This is a genomic window from Barnesiella sp. An22 (assembly GCF_963931395.1).
GTDB classification, from domain to species: Bacteria; Bacteroidota; Bacteroidia; order Bacteroidales; family Barnesiellaceae; genus Barnesiella; species Barnesiella merdigallinarum.
In genome coordinates this window covers 2,723,657-2,740,426 of the sequence record NZ_OZ007014.1, presented here as the reverse complement: position 1 = coordinate 2,740,426, position 16,770 = coordinate 2,723,657, and the positions used below count along the sequence as shown (strand labels likewise).

The window sequence follows — 16,770 nt, the reverse complement described above, 5'->3', positions numbered from 1 at the left end:
ATGGCAGTAAAGATATATGACAACCCGCCCCGCGAGCAGTGGGCGGAGATTGTGGCCCGGCCGAAGATTGACCTGGCCGACTTGTCGCGTGCCGTGGCCGAGGTGTTGGAGGCGGTGCGGGTCGAAGGCGACGAAGCGTTGCGGCGTTACGAGCGCCGGTTCGACGGGGTGGAGTTAGCCGGTTTTCAGGTAACTCCCGATGAAATCGAGGCGGCGTCGGCCGCCGTGTCGCCCGAGCTGAAGGCGGCCATCGGGCAGGCTATCGACAACATTACGAAGTTTCACGCCTCGCAGGCCGTGGCCCTGCACAAGGTCGAGACTACACCCGGGGTATGGTGCTGGCAGAAGGCCGTAGGCATCGAGCGGGTGGGCATCTATGTGCCGGGGGGCACGGCGCCCCTCTTCTCGACGGTGCTGATGCTGGCCGTTCCCGCCCGGTTGGCCGGGTGCCGCGAGGTGGTGATGTGTACGCCGCCGGGACGCGACGGACGCGTTGCCCCGGCTATCCTCTATGCCGCTCGTGCCACGGGGGTAGACCGCATCTTCAAACTGGGGGGTGTGCAGGCCATCGGGGCCCTGGCTTTCGGTACGGCCAGCGTGCCTGCGGTGAGCAAGATTTTCGGGCCGGGCAACCGCTATGTGATGGCGGCCAAGCAACAGGTGCAGATGCAAGGCGTGGCTATCGACATGCCGGCCGGACCGTCGGAGGTGATGGTGGTGGCCGATGCCGGGGCCGACCTCCGTTTCGTGGCGGCCGATTTTCTGTCGCAGGCCGAGCACGGGGCCGACAGCCAGTCGGTACTGGTGACGTCGTGTCGCGACCTGGCCGACCGTTTGCCGGACGAAATCGAACGCCAGGCTTCCCGGCTTCCCCGGTACGAATGGATAGCCAAGTCGCTTGCCCACAGCTCGATTGTGCTGCTCGACGACGACCGGGAGCAGCTCGACCTGGTCAATGCCTATGCCCCCGAGCACCTGATTGTGCACCGGGCCGATGCCGAGGCGTGGGCCGCGGGTGTGGTCAATGCCGGCTCGGTATTTCTGGGCTATTACTCTCCCGAGAGTGCGGGCGATTACGCCTCGGGTACCAACCACACGCTGCCCACGAGCGGATATGCCCGGGCTTACAGCGGGGTCAATTTCGACAGCTTCACCCGCAAGATAACCTTTCAACACATCTCGCCCGAGGGGCTGAAGAATCTCGGCCCCGTCATCGAGACCATGGCTGCCGCCGAAGAGCTGGAGGCTCACCGTCGGGCGGTGACCATACGTTTGCAAAACCTGAATAAAGCGAATGACCATGACAACCCCGAGTAAATCCATAGAGCAGTGGGTGCGCCCCAACATCCGTCGGTTGCAGCCCTACTCGTCGGCCCGAAACGAATTTTCGGGCGAGGCTTCGGTGTGGCTCGATGCCAACGAAAGCCCTTTCAACACTCCCTACAACCGTTATCCCGACCCCTTGCAGTGGGCCGTGAAGCAGCGCCTGGCCCGGCAACGCGGCGTAACGCCTCAGCAGATTTTCCTCGGGGTGGGGAGCGACGAGGCCATCGACCTGCTCTACCGCATCTTCTGCACGCCGGGCAGGCACAATGCCTTGTCGATAGCTCCCACCTACGGCATGTATCGGGTGTGTGCCGACATTAACGACGTGGCCTATCGCGAAGTGCCCTTGAATGCCGACTTTTCGCTCCCGGTCGAGGCTATTCTGGCTGCGGCCGATGCCGACAGCCGGCTGCTCTTCGTCTGTTCGCCCAACAACCCCACGGGCAATGCCTTCCCCGAAGAGGAGATTGAAAGGCTCCTGACCGGTTTCGAGGGTATCGTGGTGGTCGACGAGGCGTATATCGACTTCTCGTCGCGCCCTTCGTGGCTCGGCCGGTTGGCCGAGTTTCCCAATCTGGTGGTGCTGCAAACCCTTTCGAAGGCGTGGGGCAGTGCCGGGGTGCGGTTGGGCATGGCCTTTGCCGCGCCGGTGATTATCGACTATTTCAATCGGGTGAAGTATCCCTACAACCTCAGCGCGCCTGTGCAGCGCTATGCCCTCGAGATGCTCGACCGGGCCGACGAGGTGAGCCGCTGGGTGGCCGATACGCTGGCGGTGCGCGACCGTTTTGTCGGGCAGTTGGCTGCGTTGCCTCTGGTGCAGCGGGTCTATCCCAGCGATGCCAATTTCGTGCTGGTGCGGGTCGACGAGGCCACGGCCGTGTACCGTTGGCTGCTCGACGAGGGCATTGTGGTGCGCAACCGCTCGTCGGTGCGGCTGTGCAACGATTGTCTGCGCATCACCATCGGCACGGCCGACGAAATGAATCTGTTGTTTCAGGCGCTAAGCCGTTATCCTAAAAGAATGAGTCTATGAAACGAGTGCTTTTTATCGATCGCGACGGCACGCTGGTAGTCGAGCCGCCCGTCGACTTTCAAATCGATTCGCTGGAGAAGCTGGAGTTCTGTCCCCGGGTGTTCCAGAGCCTGGCCTATGTGGCGGCCCGTCTTGATTTCGAGTGGGTGATGGTGACCAATCAGGACGGTATGGGTACCCCTTCGTTCCCGGCCGAGACCTTCTGGCCGGCGCAGCAGAAAATCGTGCAGGCCCTGGCCAACGAGGGTATCTGTTTCGACCGGATCTGTATCGATACCTCGCTGCCCGAGGAGAACCGCCCCACCCGCAAACCGGGCACGGCCATGCTCACCCGCTATACCACGGGCGAATATGACCTGGCCCACTCCTACGTCATTGGCGACCGTCTGACCGATGTGCAACTGGCAGCCAACCTGGGTTGCCGGGCCATCTATTACGCTCCGGCCGAACGGGGCGTGGCCGAGGTCGAGACAGCCGGTCTGGCCGGGGTGTGCGAGGCGGTGACCGACGACTGGTGGCAGGTGGCCCAAGTGGTGTGTGCCGCTACCCGACGGGTGACGCTCGAACGCCGTACGGCCGAGACCGAGGTGCGGGTCGAGCTCAACCTCGACGGGACGGGCCGCACCGATATTCACACCGGCCTCGGATTCTTCGACCACATGCTCGACCAGTTGGGTCGCCATGCCGGGGTCGACCTCACGGTACACACCCGAGGCGATTTGCAGGTCGACGAGCACCACACCATCGAAGATACGGCCATCGTGCTGGGCGACGCCTTTGCCCGGGCGTTGGGCGACAAGCGGGGGATTGCCCGCTATGGTTTTTCGCTGCCCATGGACGACGCCTTGTGCCGCGTGGCCCTCGACCTGGGCGGGCGTCCGTGGCTGGTGTGGAAGGCCGATTTCCATCGCGAGAAGATAGGCGACATGCCCACCGAGATGTTCCTCCACTTTTTCAAATCGTTCAGCGATGCCGCCCGCATGAATCTGCACATCGAGGCCGAGGGGGTGAACGAGCATCACAAGATCGAAGGCATCTTCAAGGCCTTTGCCCGGGCATTGAAGATGGCCATCCGGCGAGACCCCACCGACGACCGGCTGCCCTCGACCAAGGGCATGCTGTGATGGAGCCTTTGCGTTGCCGGGCGGAGGTGAGGGAAAATATCTTTTTTAACAGGTAAGATTGAGACAGTCAATGTGGTTTATTTGTTACTTTTGCATTATCTTCGCAGCGTGAAGTAAAATCGAAAAAATAGAACAAATCTTTAAAACAACTTATAAAGTCCTATGAGAAAGAATTGGATTTGGGCTTTGTCCCTTTTGTTGATTGGCGGTATGGCTTCGTGTAAGTCGAGCCAAAGCGCCTATCGGGCTGCCTATGAAAAGGCCCAGGAGAAGAAAATCGAAGAGGCTGCACCCGCACCGGCCGAGACCGTGGTAACGACTCCCTCGACAACCACTACGACTACTCCCTCTTATTCCGCACCCGTGCGCGAGCAGAGCGAGCGCATCAGCGCCGTCGACGGCAACGATGCTCTGCTCAAAGAGTACAATGTAATCGTGGGCAGTTTCCGTCAACGTCTCAATGCACAGAGCCTTTGCGAGCGTCTGCGCGCAGATGGTTATCCCGCTGTGTTGGCACAGAATGCCGCCGGTTGGTATCGTGTGGTAGCTTGTTCGTTCGACAATCGTCCGTCGGCCGTTCAGGCACGCGAGGCTTTGCAGGCCCGCTATCCGCAGTTTACCGATGCCTGGTTCCTGATTAACAAGTAAAAAACGTATTGAATCGACTGTTGCAGGGGTGCTGCCCGTTGGGGCGGCTCCCCTGTTTTGTTTTCGGGTCACTCTGCCGTTCTGTCACCCCGCACAACGATGCGGGGTCCAGTGAGGGGAGGCGTTGTAAACTGTTGCGGGTACTCCTGCCCGGGTATTCCTGGATACCGCGTCGTAGCGCGGTATGACGTACGTGTCACCCCGCACAACGATGCGGGGTCCAGTGAGGGGAAGGCGTTGTAAACTGTTTCGGGTACTCCTGCTCGGGTATTTCTGGATACCGCGTCGTGGCGCGGAATGGCGTGTATTACCGAAATACCAGATATTTGCGGGCGAAGAAGTTCCACAGGTAGACCATGGCGGCGGCTACGATTTTGGAGAACATGTAGTGGGTGCCGATGCAGTCGGTAAAGAGCCAGATGAGGGCGTCGTTGAGTGCCAGCCCCACCACGCCGATGGCGGCGAAGAAGAGAAACTCGACCAGTCGGTTCTTGAATTTCGAGCCGTTGAATACCCACAGGTAACTGATGATGTAGTTGACCAGCAGACCCGCAATGAACGAGAGGGTGGCCGAGAGCAGGTAGTGCAGCCTGGCATACTCGGTGAGGATATAGAGCAGCCCGAAGTCGACGACAAAGGCAAACCCGCCGACAAAGAAGTAGCGCACGAACTGAACGAGCAGCTTGTCGGTAGAGCCGTAGAAGAGCTTGTGGAACAGGTCGGTTACTTTCATTTGCTTTCGTGATATTCTTCTTCGGTGTTGACCGACCACACGGCACTCTTGTCGGGGTTACCGGCGGCAATGTGGTCGACGGCTACCATGGCGGTCATCATCGAGTGGTCCATGTTGTTGTAGCGGTGCTGTCCGTTACGGCCGATGCACCACAGGTTTTCGATGCCGTCGAGGAACGCCTTCACCCGGTCCAGTTCGTAGTAGCTGCCGAAGTAGGAGGGGTAGGCCTTTTTCACCTTGATACGTACCGAGTCGAGCACGTCGGCCGGGTCGATGATGCCAATTTTGGCCAGTTCGCCCACCGCCATGTCGATAAACTCCTTGTCGCTCATCTGCCAGAAGGCATCGCCTTCGGTACAGAAGTATTCGAGCCCTATCCACACGGTGTTCTCGTAGTCCTTGACCAGGTAGGGCGACCAGTTGTTGAAGACCTGCAGGCGGCCAATGCGCACGTCGCGCTCCTGTATGTAGATCCAGGTATCGGGTATGCGGTTGGCAAAGGTCTTGATTTTGGTCTGGTTGTCGATGGCGAGTTTTTTCATCAGCAGCCCCACGGTGATGAAGTCGCGGTAGGGCAGCCCCTCGGCGATACGTTTCACCTCGTCGGGTACCTCGATGCCGCGAATCGACCGGACGAGGTCTTTGAGGGGAAGCGATGAGAGCAGGTAGTCGCAGGGCACGTCGCGACGGCCCCGGGCATCCTCGACGGTCACGTGGGTCACGCGGTTGTCGGCGATATGAATCTCTTTCACCGGGGTCTCGGTAATCACCTCACCCCCGTGCCGGCGCACCTCGTCGGCCACGGTCTCCCACAGTTGGCCCGGTCCCAGTTTGGGGTAGACAAACTGCTCGATGAGTGAGGTCTCCACCTCTTTGATATTCTCTTTCTTGGAGAAACTCTTCTTGAGCATGTCCTTGAGAATGGCAAATACCGACAGCCCCTTTACCCGCTGGGCACCCCAGTCGGCCCCAAGTTTCGAGGGGTGAACGCCCCACACCTTTTCGGTGTAGTCTTCGAAAAACATGCGGTAGAGCGGTTTGCCGAAACGGTTGATATAGAAATTCTCGAGCGAGGTCTCGGGCTTTTTGAAGAATACCGACCACAGGTATCCGCAGCCCGCTTCGATGGTACGCACCAGCCCCATGTTGGTGAAGGTTTGCAGCTTGAGCGAGATGGGATAGTCGAAAAACTTGTGCAGGTAGAAGATGCGCGAGATGCGGTTGCGCACCAGCATCACGCGGTCGGTCGTCTCGGGGTCGGGACCGCCGGGGGCGAAAGGTTTGTCGGTGGTGTGCAGCAGCCGGTCGTCGAGCGAGGGCGAGCCCTGCAGGGGCATAATCTCGTTCCACCAGTCGGTCACCCGCTGGCTCTTGGAGAAGAAGCGATGCCCCCCGATGTCCATGCGGTTGCCGTGGTAGCGCACGGTGCGCGAGATACCCCCGATTTCGTTCGACTCCTCGAATACGACGGGGTGAATATCGGTATGTTTCAGCAGTTCGTATGCGCCGGTAAGTCCCGCAGGACCGGCTCCGGCAATGACTGCCTGTTTGGATTTCTTGTCGGTTGCACTCATGATTTAGGGGTTGGTTTGTGACAGTTTCTTACGGGCCGCCTCTCGGTCGAACTTCAACAGATAGGTGTCGGGGGCGGGTATGTGAGAGGCGACGAAAAAGAGGTCGTCGTTCTTCTGAATAGCCGGGTAGAGGTAACGGTAGGTCGAGCTGTATCCCAGTTGGTCGAGGATGACATACTCCACCCCGTCGTCGAGCATCTTTTGTATCACGGCCCGGTCGTCCTGCGAGAAGGCGTAGCCGGTAACCCGTGTTCCCGAGAACATGTAGAGCAGTTCGCCTTTGCGCGAGGCTACCACCGTCTCGGGCGATACATGCTCCTTCAGCACGGCTCCCATTCTGAAAAAGTTCTGATAGGCCGGCGGGAAAGGCATCCGGTTCATGGCATGCAACTCCTTGATGTTGCCCACGCTCGTGAGCAGCAGCAGGGCGAGAATCCAGGGCGAGAAGGCCAGTTTCGAGCCCATGCGGCGCAGGGCCCAGACGACAACCTCGTAGAGCCCCACGAGCAGACCCATGTTCAGGAAGGGGATAATGGAGGTGAGGTAACGGTTTTCGCTGGGGGTGCTGAAGATGGAGATGAGGCCGAAGGTGAAGACCGTGTAGCCGATGAGAACCCAGCGGTATTTACCGAACGACCAGAAGCCGCGCACGATGAGGGCCACGAGCACGATGGCTGCGACCCACAGCAGGAATCCGGCCGAGACCTCGGGCGTGTAGTCGACCTTGAAGTAGGGAATCACCGAGTTGGGCAATGCCTTGGATACCAGCATGGCCAGCGTGTCGAAGAAGCGGCCGACGATACCTCCCAGGTCGAGCGAACCGTCTTCGGGTCGCCACGGGTTCACCTGAGCAATGGACTCGAAATAGCGGCTCTGTCCCAGGCCCAGCGCCTTGTTGCGCAACACCCACGGCAGGCAGCCCACAACGAATCCCGCCACCGTACCCGCTGCCTCCTTCCACTTTTTGGAGCAGAGGAAGAAGAGCACCACGGCGGCAAACAGGGCAACTCCCTGGGTACGTATGTGGTAGCAGAGCAGTACCATCACCAGCATGCCGTAGAAGGCCCAATCTTTATAAAAAGGTTTCTCCTCCTTCATCAGCGTCAGCAGATAGATGGCCGCCGCCGAGACAAAGAAGCACGACATCTCGCTCATCATCATGGTCGAGAAGTGGAGCACCCGGTCGCTCAGGATAGCGGCACAGGCCCCCACCAGGGCCAGACTGTCGGGCAACTTGCGTTTGACCATCAGAAAGAAGAGCAGCAGCGCACCCCCCAGCAGGAACAACCCGTTGAGCACCTTTTGGGCCACGACACTGTCGGTGAAAAAGCGCAGCGGCATCATCAGCAGCGGGTATCCCGGCGGAAATGCGTTGGTGGGGTGGGGTGTAGGAGCCGAGATGTCGGTATACCCTTGACCCGTGGCCAGAGCCGTCGCATAGGTGTAGTAGCGGCAGTTGTCGCCGTTGACGTCGATCTTGGCATTGAAAATGTAGAAGTAGGCAAAGGCCCACACCAAGGCCACCACTCCTATGTATATGGCGCGATTTTTAGGCATTTTCATAATTGTCGTAAATAATATTAAAAACAAAAATAAGCTATTTTTCTTACTGTATGAAATTTTTCGATGGAATTATGGAAATGCCTGTTATAATAGATTGATAAATAGGAGTTTAAATTGTTTTAAATCAATTGTTGTCGTCGTTGTCATTCGGGATAACCGAATCCTTCGGGTCGTTTGTATTCTCTTTGTTCATCCAGATACGGATGGCCGACATGCGCGGCAACAGACGTTTTACCGGCAGACGGGAGTGCTTGAAGCCAACGTGCGGCAGTTGCAGACCGAGCGGCAACAGGCGGAACGGCAGCTTGACGAAGTGCGGAAGGAAATCAAGTCAGAGAAGCTGGAAGCCGCCAAGACCGAGGCAAAAGCGGCACTTGTGGCAAAGGTCGGTTCTCTTTTGGGCAGCAATAAGTTGAAAGTGGAAAGGGAAGAATTGCAGCAACGCATATCCGCACTTGAAAGGCAGAACGAAATGTTGGTACAGCATATTGAAACAATGGAACAGGAACATAAGGAAGAACGCACCAAGTTCAACGAGTATATAGACAAGATACAGCGGTATTTCCCTTATGTGGAAAAGCTGTTACCGTTGATTGACTTCTGCCGAAATACCTTGAAGTTCTCTGAAAGAGTAATCCTAGAGTTATGCAAGTTGAAGAAGGTTAGATTAAAAGGTGATTTCTATTCCCCCGAGTTCAACCGAAAGTTCCGTGATGAAAATGCAACTTTCTCATTTGAAGAGGACAAGAATAGAAAAGGGCACTACCACATATACGTGAATGATATTCCGCTTGTGCAGTGGTTTAAGGAGAAAGCACATGAATGGAGAAAGGGATTAGGCTTTATATCCACTAAACATGGTAAAGGGTTGAAAATATAAAATACACTCTAAAATCCATTCCTAAAACAAATAAAGACATTAGAAGATAGGGGATTATCACAAAAATCCCCTATCTTTGTAATCGAATTGAGGCAGCATTCGTGTATGACTCCGTGTCCATGTATTTCTGCAAAGTAAATATACGCCTACTGTTGATTAATATAACAAATTGACATGATTAGAAATTATACATTTTATCAACATAATGAAAATGAGATTGGTTATAAGAAAGGAAAACCTACGAGAGAAGATCGTCTATATGAAAATATAGAAGCTTCCCTGAAAAGAATAGACAGTAAGTTAAGTCTATTTGATGAATCATATGAATGGAATCTTTATACATCATATGGAAAGGGTTTTATGCAAACTGGTGAAAATAAACATGAAGGTTATGAGTACGAGAAAAGTTGGGATTATAATTTGATAATCATAGAAAGAATAAAACCATCTCGCTATTTTGGAGAAACGCAAAAAGATTGGTTTATCTTTCAAAATGGTGGATATTCGGAACTTTATCCAGAATTAAAATCTTATGATGGCTGTTTCCAATGGTCTTCAAAAGAGTATTCAGAAAAAGATATAATTGTAATTGCTAAAAAAATAGCATCATCAATTAATGATTTTTATATCCAAAGGGAGAAAAATTATAGAGAACAAATGGCATTTGAACAAGAATGTTTTGATAATGAAAATTTCTATGGCGGGCGGTCAAATTGGGATGATGAGAACCGTGAATTTAATGACATGATGGATGATTTTGACGCTTGGGGAAATATTGATTAGTCATTATTACGCGTTTTGACTTTTAATACAAAAGTCTTATGATTGATTTAGAAAAGGCATATATCGCAATAAAAAAGCGAGTTGAAGAAATTGCTGTAATATTAATGTGTCATGAGGACAAAGACTTTTGTTTAGCACAAGTTGCCCCTCAATCTTGGCGATTCATTTCATATAAGATTGAACAAAATGTTGAAAACTATTTTGTTATAGTTCCGAGTCCTGCTTTCTGTCGTTTTATCCTTAATCGAGAGTATTTGAAAATTGTAGATTTACATCCTGAATGTTTTGGACAAAATGATGACAGATTAATTGTTAGGGCATTAAAAGAATACGACAAACATAAATTAATACGAGAATATACAGACGAAGAATTCTTAGAATACCTTCGAGGAGAAACCATGGCATATGTGTTCAAGGTGGAAAAAGACAGTTCTATTTCTAATCGAATACTCCGACTTGATTTGTGTAGAGGCATTAATGAAAGCTATCAGTTTCAAGGGGGAATATTTCATGTCCTCAAACATTTTACCATTGAAGGATATTCAACCTTATCAAGTAATAGAAAAGAGTTTCAGGTAGAAAATTGGTCTGAAATCTATAAATATATCATTTTGAATTTCTTCATAGGTAAGACGGAAAACGACAAGAGGGAGAATTATTATATTGCTACGTCTTGTTTAAAAGATGGACATATATTAAGAGGGGTCTATTATAAGGAAAATGATATTCCTGTTTCATTCATTAGTTCGATGCGTATAGATACCCCTAAATGAACGATATTTAAAATATTCTTTTTATTTTTGCATCCGTAAGAGTTACCCGAACAGGCAAAGCGATGCAGACCACAGCAAATTGAACGGTTGCCAACCCATTACCCAAAAACGAAGTAAATTCTCTAACCATCTTAATTTCAAGCAGGTATATTCCTTTTGCAGAATTACGGAATAATTTTGTATCCTCTGAATATTTTCGGGAGGCCGACATAAGAGAAGGGGGAGGGGTAGATACGAAAAAAGGGTCGCTGTTGCGACCCTTTGTCTTGGTTGCGGGAGCCGGACTCGAACCGACGACCTTTGGGTTATGAGCCCAACGAGCTACCACTGCTCCACCCCGCGGTGTTTGTGAGTGCAAAGGTACGGAGAATAATTGAAAAAGCAAATGTTTGGATATATTTTTTTTGTCTGATTCGATGATTTTGAATTAAAATATTGTGTGTCAGATTGTTATTGTTATGTTAAAGTTTTTAGCACTTCGTGCGGTTTGAAAAACGAAGTGCATACTTTGGTTTTTAATAATAAAAATATGTAATTTCGCACACGTTTTGCACGATTGTGCAACTGAAAAAAAAGAGACAGGTTTATGGTTCGTACGCGTGAATTGCTTATCGATGTGGCTCGCCAGTTGTTTGCCCGCAAAGGGGTGGCAGCTACGACGATGAACGATATAGCCGAAGCGTCGGGGAAAGGGCGTCGCACGATCTATACCTATTTCAAAAACAAGAACGAAATCTATTGGGCCGTGGTCGAGGCCGAGTCGGAGCACCTGTATGCTCGGCTCGAGGGGCTTGCCAACCGCGACTTGCCGCCCGAGGAGAAGTTGCTCCACTACATCAACACCCGGCTGGAGGCGGTCAAGGAGGCGGTGGTGCGCAACGGTACGCTGCGGGCCGAGTTCTTCCGCGACATCTGGAAGGTGGAGAAGGCCCGGCGCAGCATCGACATCCGCGAGGAGGCGCTCTTGCGGAGCATCCTCACCGAAGGGGTCGAGCAGGGGGTGTTTCATATCCCCAATGTGACGGCTACCGCCTCGGTGCTGCACTATGCGTTGCGGGGGCTCGATGTGCCCTACATTCGCGACAACTTTGCCGAGTCGGGCATCGAGCGGTCGCGGCTGAAGGATTACATCCTGGATTTCATCTTGTACGGGATAAAACGATAATTTTATTAACCGAGGGCGGCGAGGCGACTTGCGGCCCTGCATATAAACAAGAAAATTATGAAATTACTGGAAGGAAAAGTTGCTGTCATTACTGGTGCAGCACGGGGTATAGGAAAAGCTATCGCCCTGAAATTCGCTTCGGAAGGAGCTGATATTGCATTTACCGACCTCGCCATCGACGAGAACGGAAAAGCTACCGAGCAAGAGATTGCCGCTCTGGGTGTACGTGCCAAAGGGTATGCTTCGAATGCCGCCAACTTCGAGGAGGCTCACAGCGTGGTTGCCGAAATCGTGAAGGACTTCGGCCGTATCGACATCCTGGTAAACAATGCCGGTATCACTCGCGACGGTCTGATGATGCGTATGACCGAGCAACAATGGGATATGGTTATCAACGTAAACCTCAAGTCGGCTTTCAACTTCATCCACGCCGTTACGCCCGTTATGATGAAACAGAAGGGCGGAAGCATCATCAACATGGCTTCGGTGGTAGGTGTATCGGGTAACGCCGGACAGTGCAACTACTCGGCATCGAAGGCCGGTATGATTGGTTTGGCCAAGTCGATTGCCAAAGAGCTGGGCTCGCGTGGTGTACGTGCCAACGCTATCGCTCCGGGCTTCATCATCACCGACATGACGGCCGCTCTCTCCGACGAGGTGAAAGCCGAATGGGCCAAACAGATTCCTCTGCGTCGTGGCGGAACGCCCGAAGATGTGGCCAACGTGGCTACGTTCCTCGCATCTGACCTGTCGTCGTATGTAACGGGTCAGGTTATCCACTGCTGCGGTGGTATGAACATGTAATTCGGAAACCTGCATAAAGAACGGGGCTGTATCGCGCAAACGATACGGCCCCGTTTTGTTTCTGTTGGATGCCAGGCCGGGAACCTGTTGGCCGCGGGGGGGGAGGGGCCGGCCCGACGGACAGGGGTTATTTGCCGGCGGCATTGACACCACCGCCGCCTATCGCGTTGTTGATGCGCTGCTCGCCAGCCTCGTATCGGCGGCCCCAGTTGAGGTTCCAGCTCACGCTGACGACAACCAGTTGTTTGACCATGTTCGAGGTCATTGTCTGTTGGTATCCGGCGTAGCGGTTCCAGTTTTCGCTTTTCACTTTGTAGTCGTTGACGAAGGGGTCGAACACCATCACCCCGAAATTCCAGTCCTTGTAGTTGTAGGTGAGTTTGAGGGTGTGTACATTCTCCCCGCCATTGAGTGTTTCGCCCCAGAACCGGTTGAAGTTGGTCTCGAGCATTCCCTCGAGCGAAAATCCCCAGTGCGACAGCTCGAAGGTGGCGTAGCAATAGAAGTTGTTGTAGACGTGGGTGTAGTTGTTGCCCCGCATCCAGTAGCGGTGCCAGGCGGGTCCGACGCTGAGGGTGAGCCAGTTGGGGATGGCCGTTACCCGGGTATCGAGGTAGAAACGCAGCTCTTCGGCATTTCGCTGGTTGTTGTAGCGGGTGAGAATTTTGTCGCCTACCCACACCTTTTCGGGCATGATGGCACCCGGGGCATGGGTATAGAAGGCTCCCAGTTTGCCGTAAAAGATACCGCGGTTGTACTGGTATTGCAGGTCGTATTTGTAGGTGGCATAGGGCTTGATGTCGGGGTTGCCGGTCGATTGCTGTATGCCGTCGACGTCCTGTACCACGGGGCTGAGCATGTCGAGGCTGATGACGCTGCCCATACGCACGAAGTTGAACCGCAGCGACGAGTGGTCGTCGATGGTGTATCGGGCCGAGATACGGGGGCGCCAGATGGAGTAGAGGTGCGACTCCCGGTCGCGCGGCACATAGGAGTAGAGGCTGTAACCGACGCCGGCCGAGAAGTCGAAATGTTTTCCCAGCCGCATCCAGTATTCACCGAAGATGTAGCTGTTGCCCTGGTTCATGTGGTCGTCGACGCCCTGCGCCACGTAGTCGTTGGTAATCCACGACTGCGTGTGGCGGATACCGGCCGTCACGCGGCTGTTTTTCCACCTCTTTTCATAGTCGACTTCGCCCAGTATCGAGTAGGTGCGGCTCTTGATGAGGTTGTCGATGTCGACCAGCGACGAGCCGGTGGTAAAGCCGTTGTCGGTATAGATGAGTTCGTCCTCGGTATAGATGCGGTGGCTGTTGGGTCGCTCGTAGCTGGCCACGACGTTGGCCATGAGCAGCTGGTCTTTGTCGAAGTTGTATTGATAGTAGAGGTTAAGCGAGGGCCTGATACGATGCGTTTTCGAGTCGTCGAGCATGAGGCTGGTCGTGCCGCCGGGCGAATGGTCGGTGAGGATACCTCGGTAAAGGTTCTCTTGATGACCATAATAGAAGTTGAGCGAGGCATTGAACATCTGCTTTTGAGGGTCGAGGTAGTTGTAGTTGAGCGAATGGCCGTTGGTCCACTGTTCGAATTTGTTCCCGTCGAGACTCTCCTCGGTGCGGGTATAGCGGGTGCCGTCGGGCAGTTCGTAGTGTTCGGTATTGTCGCGCAGCATCTCTATATTCCAACGGGGCGAGCACCAACCCGAGTAGGAGAACTCAGACTTGCCGCTGTTCACCTTGGCTGCGAGCCAGTATTCGCCGAATCCCCGGTTGACGCTTTGGCTGATGTCGCCCATGAAGCTGCCGCCCGAGGTGGGGTTCTTGACGATGAAATCGATTACGGCACCCACCTCGCCGTAGCGCACGCCGGGATTGTCGATGTACTCGACGCGTACAATCTGCTCGGGCGAGAGGGCCTGAATCTCCTTGTTGTCGGCGGGGCGGCCGTTGATGCGCAGGCTCACCTCACTCTTGTCGGCCAGGGCAATGCTTTGGTCCGAAGGGTTTATGATGACGCCGGGAATCTGCAACTTCTGGAGCAACTGCAAGCCGTTGCGCGATTGCTTTATCTGCTGGGCGTTGGGAAATAACAGGTTGCGGTCGGCCTTCTGCACCCACGACGATGCCTCGACAGTCACCTCGTCGAGGTCGACCTGCTTGAGCGAACTTTCGATAGAGTCGACATTCAGGCCGGTGGTATCGGCATAGACTACGGCGATGGAATCGTCTGCATGAGTCGAAGTTTCGGGGGTGGCACCGTGTGCGCACAAGGTAGAGAGAGCCACCGCAAGCAGGGTGGCCGGGATCGTCTGTTTCATTCGGTATCGTCTTTTCTCATATAGACGTAAAAACTTCGAGTTTCGTTACAAAAAACGGCTTGGAAACGAAACTTTTTTTAGGATGGATATGACAATGTGTTGTAAATAATTCTTGCAGATAAAGAAGGTGATATTTGTGACTGTAAAATTTTACATATACTTTTGTTTTTAGTCTAAATATTTTTTTGAAGATGAAAGATTTTATTCTTCTACTGCGGCCTCACCAATGGATAAAAAATGGATTTGTTTTTCTTCCCTTGTTCTTTTCTGGGCAAATTCTTCATTACGACTATTTCTTGGCAACAGTGGTTGCTTTCTTTGCATTCAGTTTTATGGCAAGTTCGATTTACTGTTTCAATGATATATGGGATGTTGAGGCAGACCGAAGGCATGCCAAGAAGCGCTTTCGTCCTATTGCTTCGGGGAGAGTCTCGAAGAATATGGGTTATTGTCTAATGGGGGTAATGGCAGTTCTATCCATATTGTTGACTTGCATTTATTTCCCCCAAGCTCTTTTTTATAAAGTAGCAGGGGTGTTATTGACCTATTTTATAATGAATGTCGTCTATTGCATAAAACTTAAAAATGTAGCAATAGTCGATGTTTTTATCATTGCTACAGGATTTGTTTTGAGAGTCTTGTTGGGTGGATTGGTTACGGGTATATGGATTTCACATTGGATCATATTGATGACATTCCTGTTGGCTCTCTTTCTGGCTTTTGCCAAGCGTCGTGACGATGTAGTGGCATTTGAAGAAACCGGAGTAGTATTGCGGAAAAATGTGAGCAGGTATAATTTGGCTTTTATAAACCAAGTCATAACCATTCTGGCAACCATAATTATGGTGTGTTACATCATGTACACGGTGTCGGAAGAGGTGGTTTCTCGTATGGGAACTCCCTATTTGTATGTTACGTCGGTTTTCGTGTTGGCCGGACTTATTCGCTACTTGCAGCTGACAATTGTCGATGTAAAAAGTGGAAGCCCTACTCGTGTATTGATGCACGATCTGTTCATCCAACTCTGTGTTGTGGGATGGATACTTTCTTTCTTTGTAATTATATACATCTGATATGAAAAAGAGGACTGTGGCGACGTTCGATTTCGATGGAACGATTACTCGCAAAGATACCTTATTGGAATTTATTAAATTTGTAAAGGGTGCACCTGCTCTTTACGGAGGCCTGTTGTGGCATGCCCCTCTATTGGTGGCTTATAAATTGAGGATGTATCCCAACTGGAAAGTGAAGCAGAAGTTTTTTTCTCATTTCTTCAAAGGAATGTCGTATGATGAATTTTGCCGTTGGGGCGAATGTTTTGCCGATACTGTAGACCAGATGATAAAGCATTCGGTTTTTCAAAAGTTGTTGCAGCATCAACGACAGGGCGATACGGTTTATATCGTCAGTGCCAGTGTGAAAGAGTGGATTTTGCCATGGGCACGAAAGTCGGGTATATCTCATGTGATTGCGACCGAAGTGGAGGTCGATGACCAAGGTCGGTTGACGGGGCGATTCTCTTCTCGGAATTGTTACGGGCAAGAGAAAGTAAACCGATTTCTGGCAGAGGAACCTCGGCGGGAGAGCTATTGTTTATATGCCTATGGCGATAGTCGGGGAGACCGGTATATGTTGGATTTGGCCGATCGGGCTATCTGGTGTAAAAAGATGTAAGTATGATTTATCTGTTGGCCTTTATCAGTATTTTGTTGGGAGCCGTTGCCCAGTATTTTTTGAAGATGGGCATGACAAATTGGTCCTTGAAGGGTTCTGTGGTTGAGATGCTCCGGCTCCTTTTTCACAATTATTACCTGTGGAGCGGCATTCTTTGCTATGGCGTGAGTATGCTCTTTTGGCTTTATGTGCTGTCGCGAATGGAGTTGAGCAAGGCCTATCCGATGGTGAGTCTGGGGTATGTTATTACGTTGCTGATAGGATATTTCTTATTGAATGAGCCGTTGAATGTCCCTAAGGTAGTAGGCATATTGCTGATTGTTGCGGGCGTGTGTTTCATAGCTCGAGGTTAGCGTTTTCTCGGGTTGCA

16 protein-coding genes and 1 tRNA gene are annotated in these 16,770 nt (G+C 52.4%); 12 read left to right on the top strand and 5 right to left on the bottom strand.

What is annotated here, in order from left to right:
* The 4 genes from hisD (at position 1) to ABGT88_RS11350 (ending at position 4,134) form a co-directional block, all read left to right on the top strand.
* Positions 1 to 1,317 (top strand): histidinol dehydrogenase, encoded by a 1,317-nt coding sequence (hisD, locus tag ABGT88_RS11365; protein ID WP_346702184.1) that lies wholly within the window; start codon positions 1 to 3, stop codon positions 1,315 to 1,317.
* The gene (hisC, locus tag ABGT88_RS11360) at positions 1,301 to 2,362 is read left to right on the top strand and encodes a histidinol-phosphate transaminase (RefSeq protein WP_346702182.1); all 1,062 of its coding nucleotides are present in this window, start codon (positions 1,301 to 1,303) and stop codon (positions 2,360 to 2,362) included. The genes hisD and hisC overlap by 17 nt, the downstream gene beginning before the upstream one ends.
* A complete protein-coding gene (gene hisB, locus ABGT88_RS11355; protein WP_346702180.1) occupies positions 2,359 to 3,486 on the top strand; it encodes a bifunctional histidinol-phosphatase/imidazoleglycerol-phosphate dehydratase HisB in 1,128 nt (375 codons plus the stop codon). Before hisC ends, hisB begins: the two co-directional genes overlap by 4 nt.
* Positions 3,487 to 3,648: 162 nt before the next feature.
* A complete protein-coding gene (locus ABGT88_RS11350) occupies positions 3,649 to 4,134 on the top strand; it encodes an SPOR domain-containing protein (RefSeq protein ID WP_346702178.1) in 486 nt (161 codons plus the stop codon).
* Positions 4,135 to 4,441: 307 nt separating this feature from the next.
* On the opposite strand, the gene ABGT88_RS11345 is transcribed toward ABGT88_RS11350, so the two are convergent.
* Genes ABGT88_RS11345 through ABGT88_RS11335 form a run of 3 tightly spaced genes read right to left on the bottom strand, consistent with a single transcriptional unit; the run spans position 4,442 to position 8,004 of the window.
* Positions 4,442 to 4,867, bottom strand: a complete 426-nt coding sequence (locus tag ABGT88_RS11345; protein ID WP_346702176.1) for a GtrA family protein — start codon at positions 4,865 to 4,867, stop codon at positions 4,442 to 4,444.
* On the bottom strand, positions 4,864 to 6,441 hold the full coding sequence (locus ABGT88_RS11340; protein WP_087408434.1) for an NAD(P)/FAD-dependent oxidoreductase: 1,578 nt from the start codon (positions 6,439 to 6,441) through the stop codon (positions 4,864 to 4,866). The genes ABGT88_RS11345 and ABGT88_RS11340 overlap by 4 nt, the downstream gene beginning before the upstream one ends.
* A gap of 3 nt (positions 6,442 to 6,444) precedes the next feature.
* Entirely contained in the window at positions 6,445 to 8,004 is a 1,560-nt protein-coding gene (locus ABGT88_RS11335; protein ID WP_346702174.1) for a phospholipid carrier-dependent glycosyltransferase, read from the bottom strand.
* On the opposite strand from ABGT88_RS11335, the gene ABGT88_RS11330 reads away from it, so the two are divergent.
* The 3 genes from ABGT88_RS11330 (at position 7,979) to ABGT88_RS11320 (ending at position 10,440) form a co-directional block, all read left to right on the top strand.
* A complete protein-coding gene (locus ABGT88_RS11330) occupies positions 7,979 to 8,884 on the top strand; it encodes a hypothetical protein (protein ID WP_346702172.1) in 906 nt (301 codons plus the stop codon). The two genes, ABGT88_RS11335 and ABGT88_RS11330, sit on opposite strands and share 26 nt — an antisense overlap.
* Positions 8,885 to 9,058: 174 nt before the next feature.
* A complete protein-coding gene (locus tag ABGT88_RS11325; RefSeq protein WP_346702170.1) occupies positions 9,059 to 9,667 on the top strand; it encodes a hypothetical protein in 609 nt (202 codons plus the stop codon).
* Positions 9,668 to 9,705: 38 nt separating this feature from the next.
* Entirely contained in the window at positions 9,706 to 10,440 is a 735-nt protein-coding gene (locus tag ABGT88_RS11320) for a hypothetical protein (protein WP_346702168.1), read from the top strand.
* Between the two features lie 267 nt (positions 10,441 to 10,707).
* Here ABGT88_RS11320 and ABGT88_RS11315 read toward each other — a convergent pair.
* Positions 10,708 to 10,782 (bottom strand) — tRNA-Met (locus ABGT88_RS11315).
* Positions 10,783 to 11,026: 244 nt separating this feature from the next.
* Here ABGT88_RS11315 and ABGT88_RS11310 point away from each other — a divergent pair.
* Positions 11,027 to 11,605 (top strand): TetR/AcrR family transcriptional regulator, encoded by a 579-nt coding sequence (locus ABGT88_RS11310; protein ID WP_087408438.1) that lies wholly within the window; start codon positions 11,027 to 11,029, stop codon positions 11,603 to 11,605.
* Positions 11,606 to 11,662: 57 nt separating this feature from the next.
* Positions 11,663 to 12,409, top strand: a complete 747-nt coding sequence (gene fabG, locus ABGT88_RS11305) for a 3-oxoacyl-[acyl-carrier-protein] reductase (protein WP_346702166.1) — start codon at positions 11,663 to 11,665, stop codon at positions 12,407 to 12,409.
* 127 nt (positions 12,410 to 12,536) lie between these two features.
* Here the strand turns inward: fabG and ABGT88_RS11300 are convergent, their stop codons facing one another.
* A complete protein-coding gene (locus tag ABGT88_RS11300) occupies positions 12,537 to 14,726 on the bottom strand; it encodes an outer membrane beta-barrel protein (RefSeq protein WP_346702164.1) in 2,190 nt (729 codons plus the stop codon).
* Between the two features lie 191 nt (positions 14,727 to 14,917).
* Between ABGT88_RS11300 and ABGT88_RS11295 the strand changes: the two genes are divergently transcribed.
* Genes ABGT88_RS11295 through ABGT88_RS11285 form a run of 3 tightly spaced genes read left to right on the top strand, consistent with a single transcriptional unit; the run spans position 14,918 to position 16,753 of the window.
* Positions 14,918 to 15,799, top strand: coding sequence for a decaprenyl-phosphate phosphoribosyltransferase (locus ABGT88_RS11295; RefSeq protein ID WP_258327673.1), 882 nt, complete (start codon positions 14,918 to 14,920; stop codon positions 15,797 to 15,799).
* A 1-nt stretch (position 15,800) separates the two neighbouring features.
* Positions 15,801 to 16,400, top strand: a complete 600-nt coding sequence (locus tag ABGT88_RS11290) for an HAD family hydrolase (protein ID WP_346702162.1) — start codon at positions 15,801 to 15,803, stop codon at positions 16,398 to 16,400.
* A gap of 2 nt (positions 16,401 to 16,402) precedes the next feature.
* Positions 16,403 to 16,753, top strand: a complete 351-nt coding sequence (locus ABGT88_RS11285) for an EamA family transporter (protein ID WP_289541982.1) — start codon at positions 16,403 to 16,405, stop codon at positions 16,751 to 16,753.
* Positions 16,754 to 16,770 lie beyond the last annotated feature (17 nt).

Excerpts from the sequence above, each read along its gene's own strand:
- hisD (WP_346702184.1), top strand. The coding sequence starts at position 1 with ATGGCAGTAAAGATATATGACAACCCGCCCCGCGAGCAGTGGGCGGAG.
- hisC (WP_346702182.1), top strand. The coding sequence starts at position 1,301 with ATGACAACCCCGAGTAAATCCATAGAGCAGTGGGTGCGCCCCAACATC.
- hisB (WP_346702180.1), top strand. The coding sequence starts at position 2,359 with ATGAAACGAGTGCTTTTTATCGATCGCGACGGCACGCTGGTAGTCGAG.
- ABGT88_RS11350 (WP_346702178.1), top strand. The coding sequence starts at position 3,649 with ATGAGAAAGAATTGGATTTGGGCTTTGTCCCTTTTGTTGATTGGCGGT.
- ABGT88_RS11345 (WP_346702176.1), bottom strand. The coding sequence starts at position 4,867 with ATGAAAGTAACCGACCTGTTCCACAAGCTCTTCTACGGCTCTACCGAC.
- ABGT88_RS11340 (WP_087408434.1), bottom strand. The coding sequence starts at position 6,441 with ATGAGTGCAACCGACAAGAAATCCAAACAGGCAGTCATTGCCGGAGCC.
- ABGT88_RS11330 (WP_346702172.1), top strand. The coding sequence starts at position 7,979 with ATGGCGCGATTTTTAGGCATTTTCATAATTGTCGTAAATAATATTAAA.
- ABGT88_RS11335 (WP_346702174.1), bottom strand. The coding sequence starts at position 8,004 with ATGAAAATGCCTAAAAATCGCGCCATATACATAGGAGTGGTGGCCTTG.
- ABGT88_RS11325 (WP_346702170.1), top strand. The coding sequence starts at position 9,059 with ATGATTAGAAATTATACATTTTATCAACATAATGAAAATGAGATTGGT.
- ABGT88_RS11320 (WP_346702168.1), top strand. The coding sequence starts at position 9,706 with ATGATTGATTTAGAAAAGGCATATATCGCAATAAAAAAGCGAGTTGAA.
- ABGT88_RS11310 (WP_087408438.1), top strand. The coding sequence starts at position 11,027 with ATGGTTCGTACGCGTGAATTGCTTATCGATGTGGCTCGCCAGTTGTTT.
- fabG (WP_346702166.1), top strand. The coding sequence starts at position 11,663 with ATGAAATTACTGGAAGGAAAAGTTGCTGTCATTACTGGTGCAGCACGG.
- ABGT88_RS11300 (WP_346702164.1), bottom strand. The coding sequence starts at position 14,726 with ATGAAACAGACGATCCCGGCCACCCTGCTTGCGGTGGCTCTCTCTACC.
- ABGT88_RS11295 (WP_258327673.1), top strand. The coding sequence starts at position 14,918 with ATGAAAGATTTTATTCTTCTACTGCGGCCTCACCAATGGATAAAAAAT.
- ABGT88_RS11290 (WP_346702162.1), top strand. The coding sequence starts at position 15,801 with ATGAAAAAGAGGACTGTGGCGACGTTCGATTTCGATGGAACGATTACT.
- ABGT88_RS11285 (WP_289541982.1), top strand. The coding sequence starts at position 16,403 with ATGATTTATCTGTTGGCCTTTATCAGTATTTTGTTGGGAGCCGTTGCC.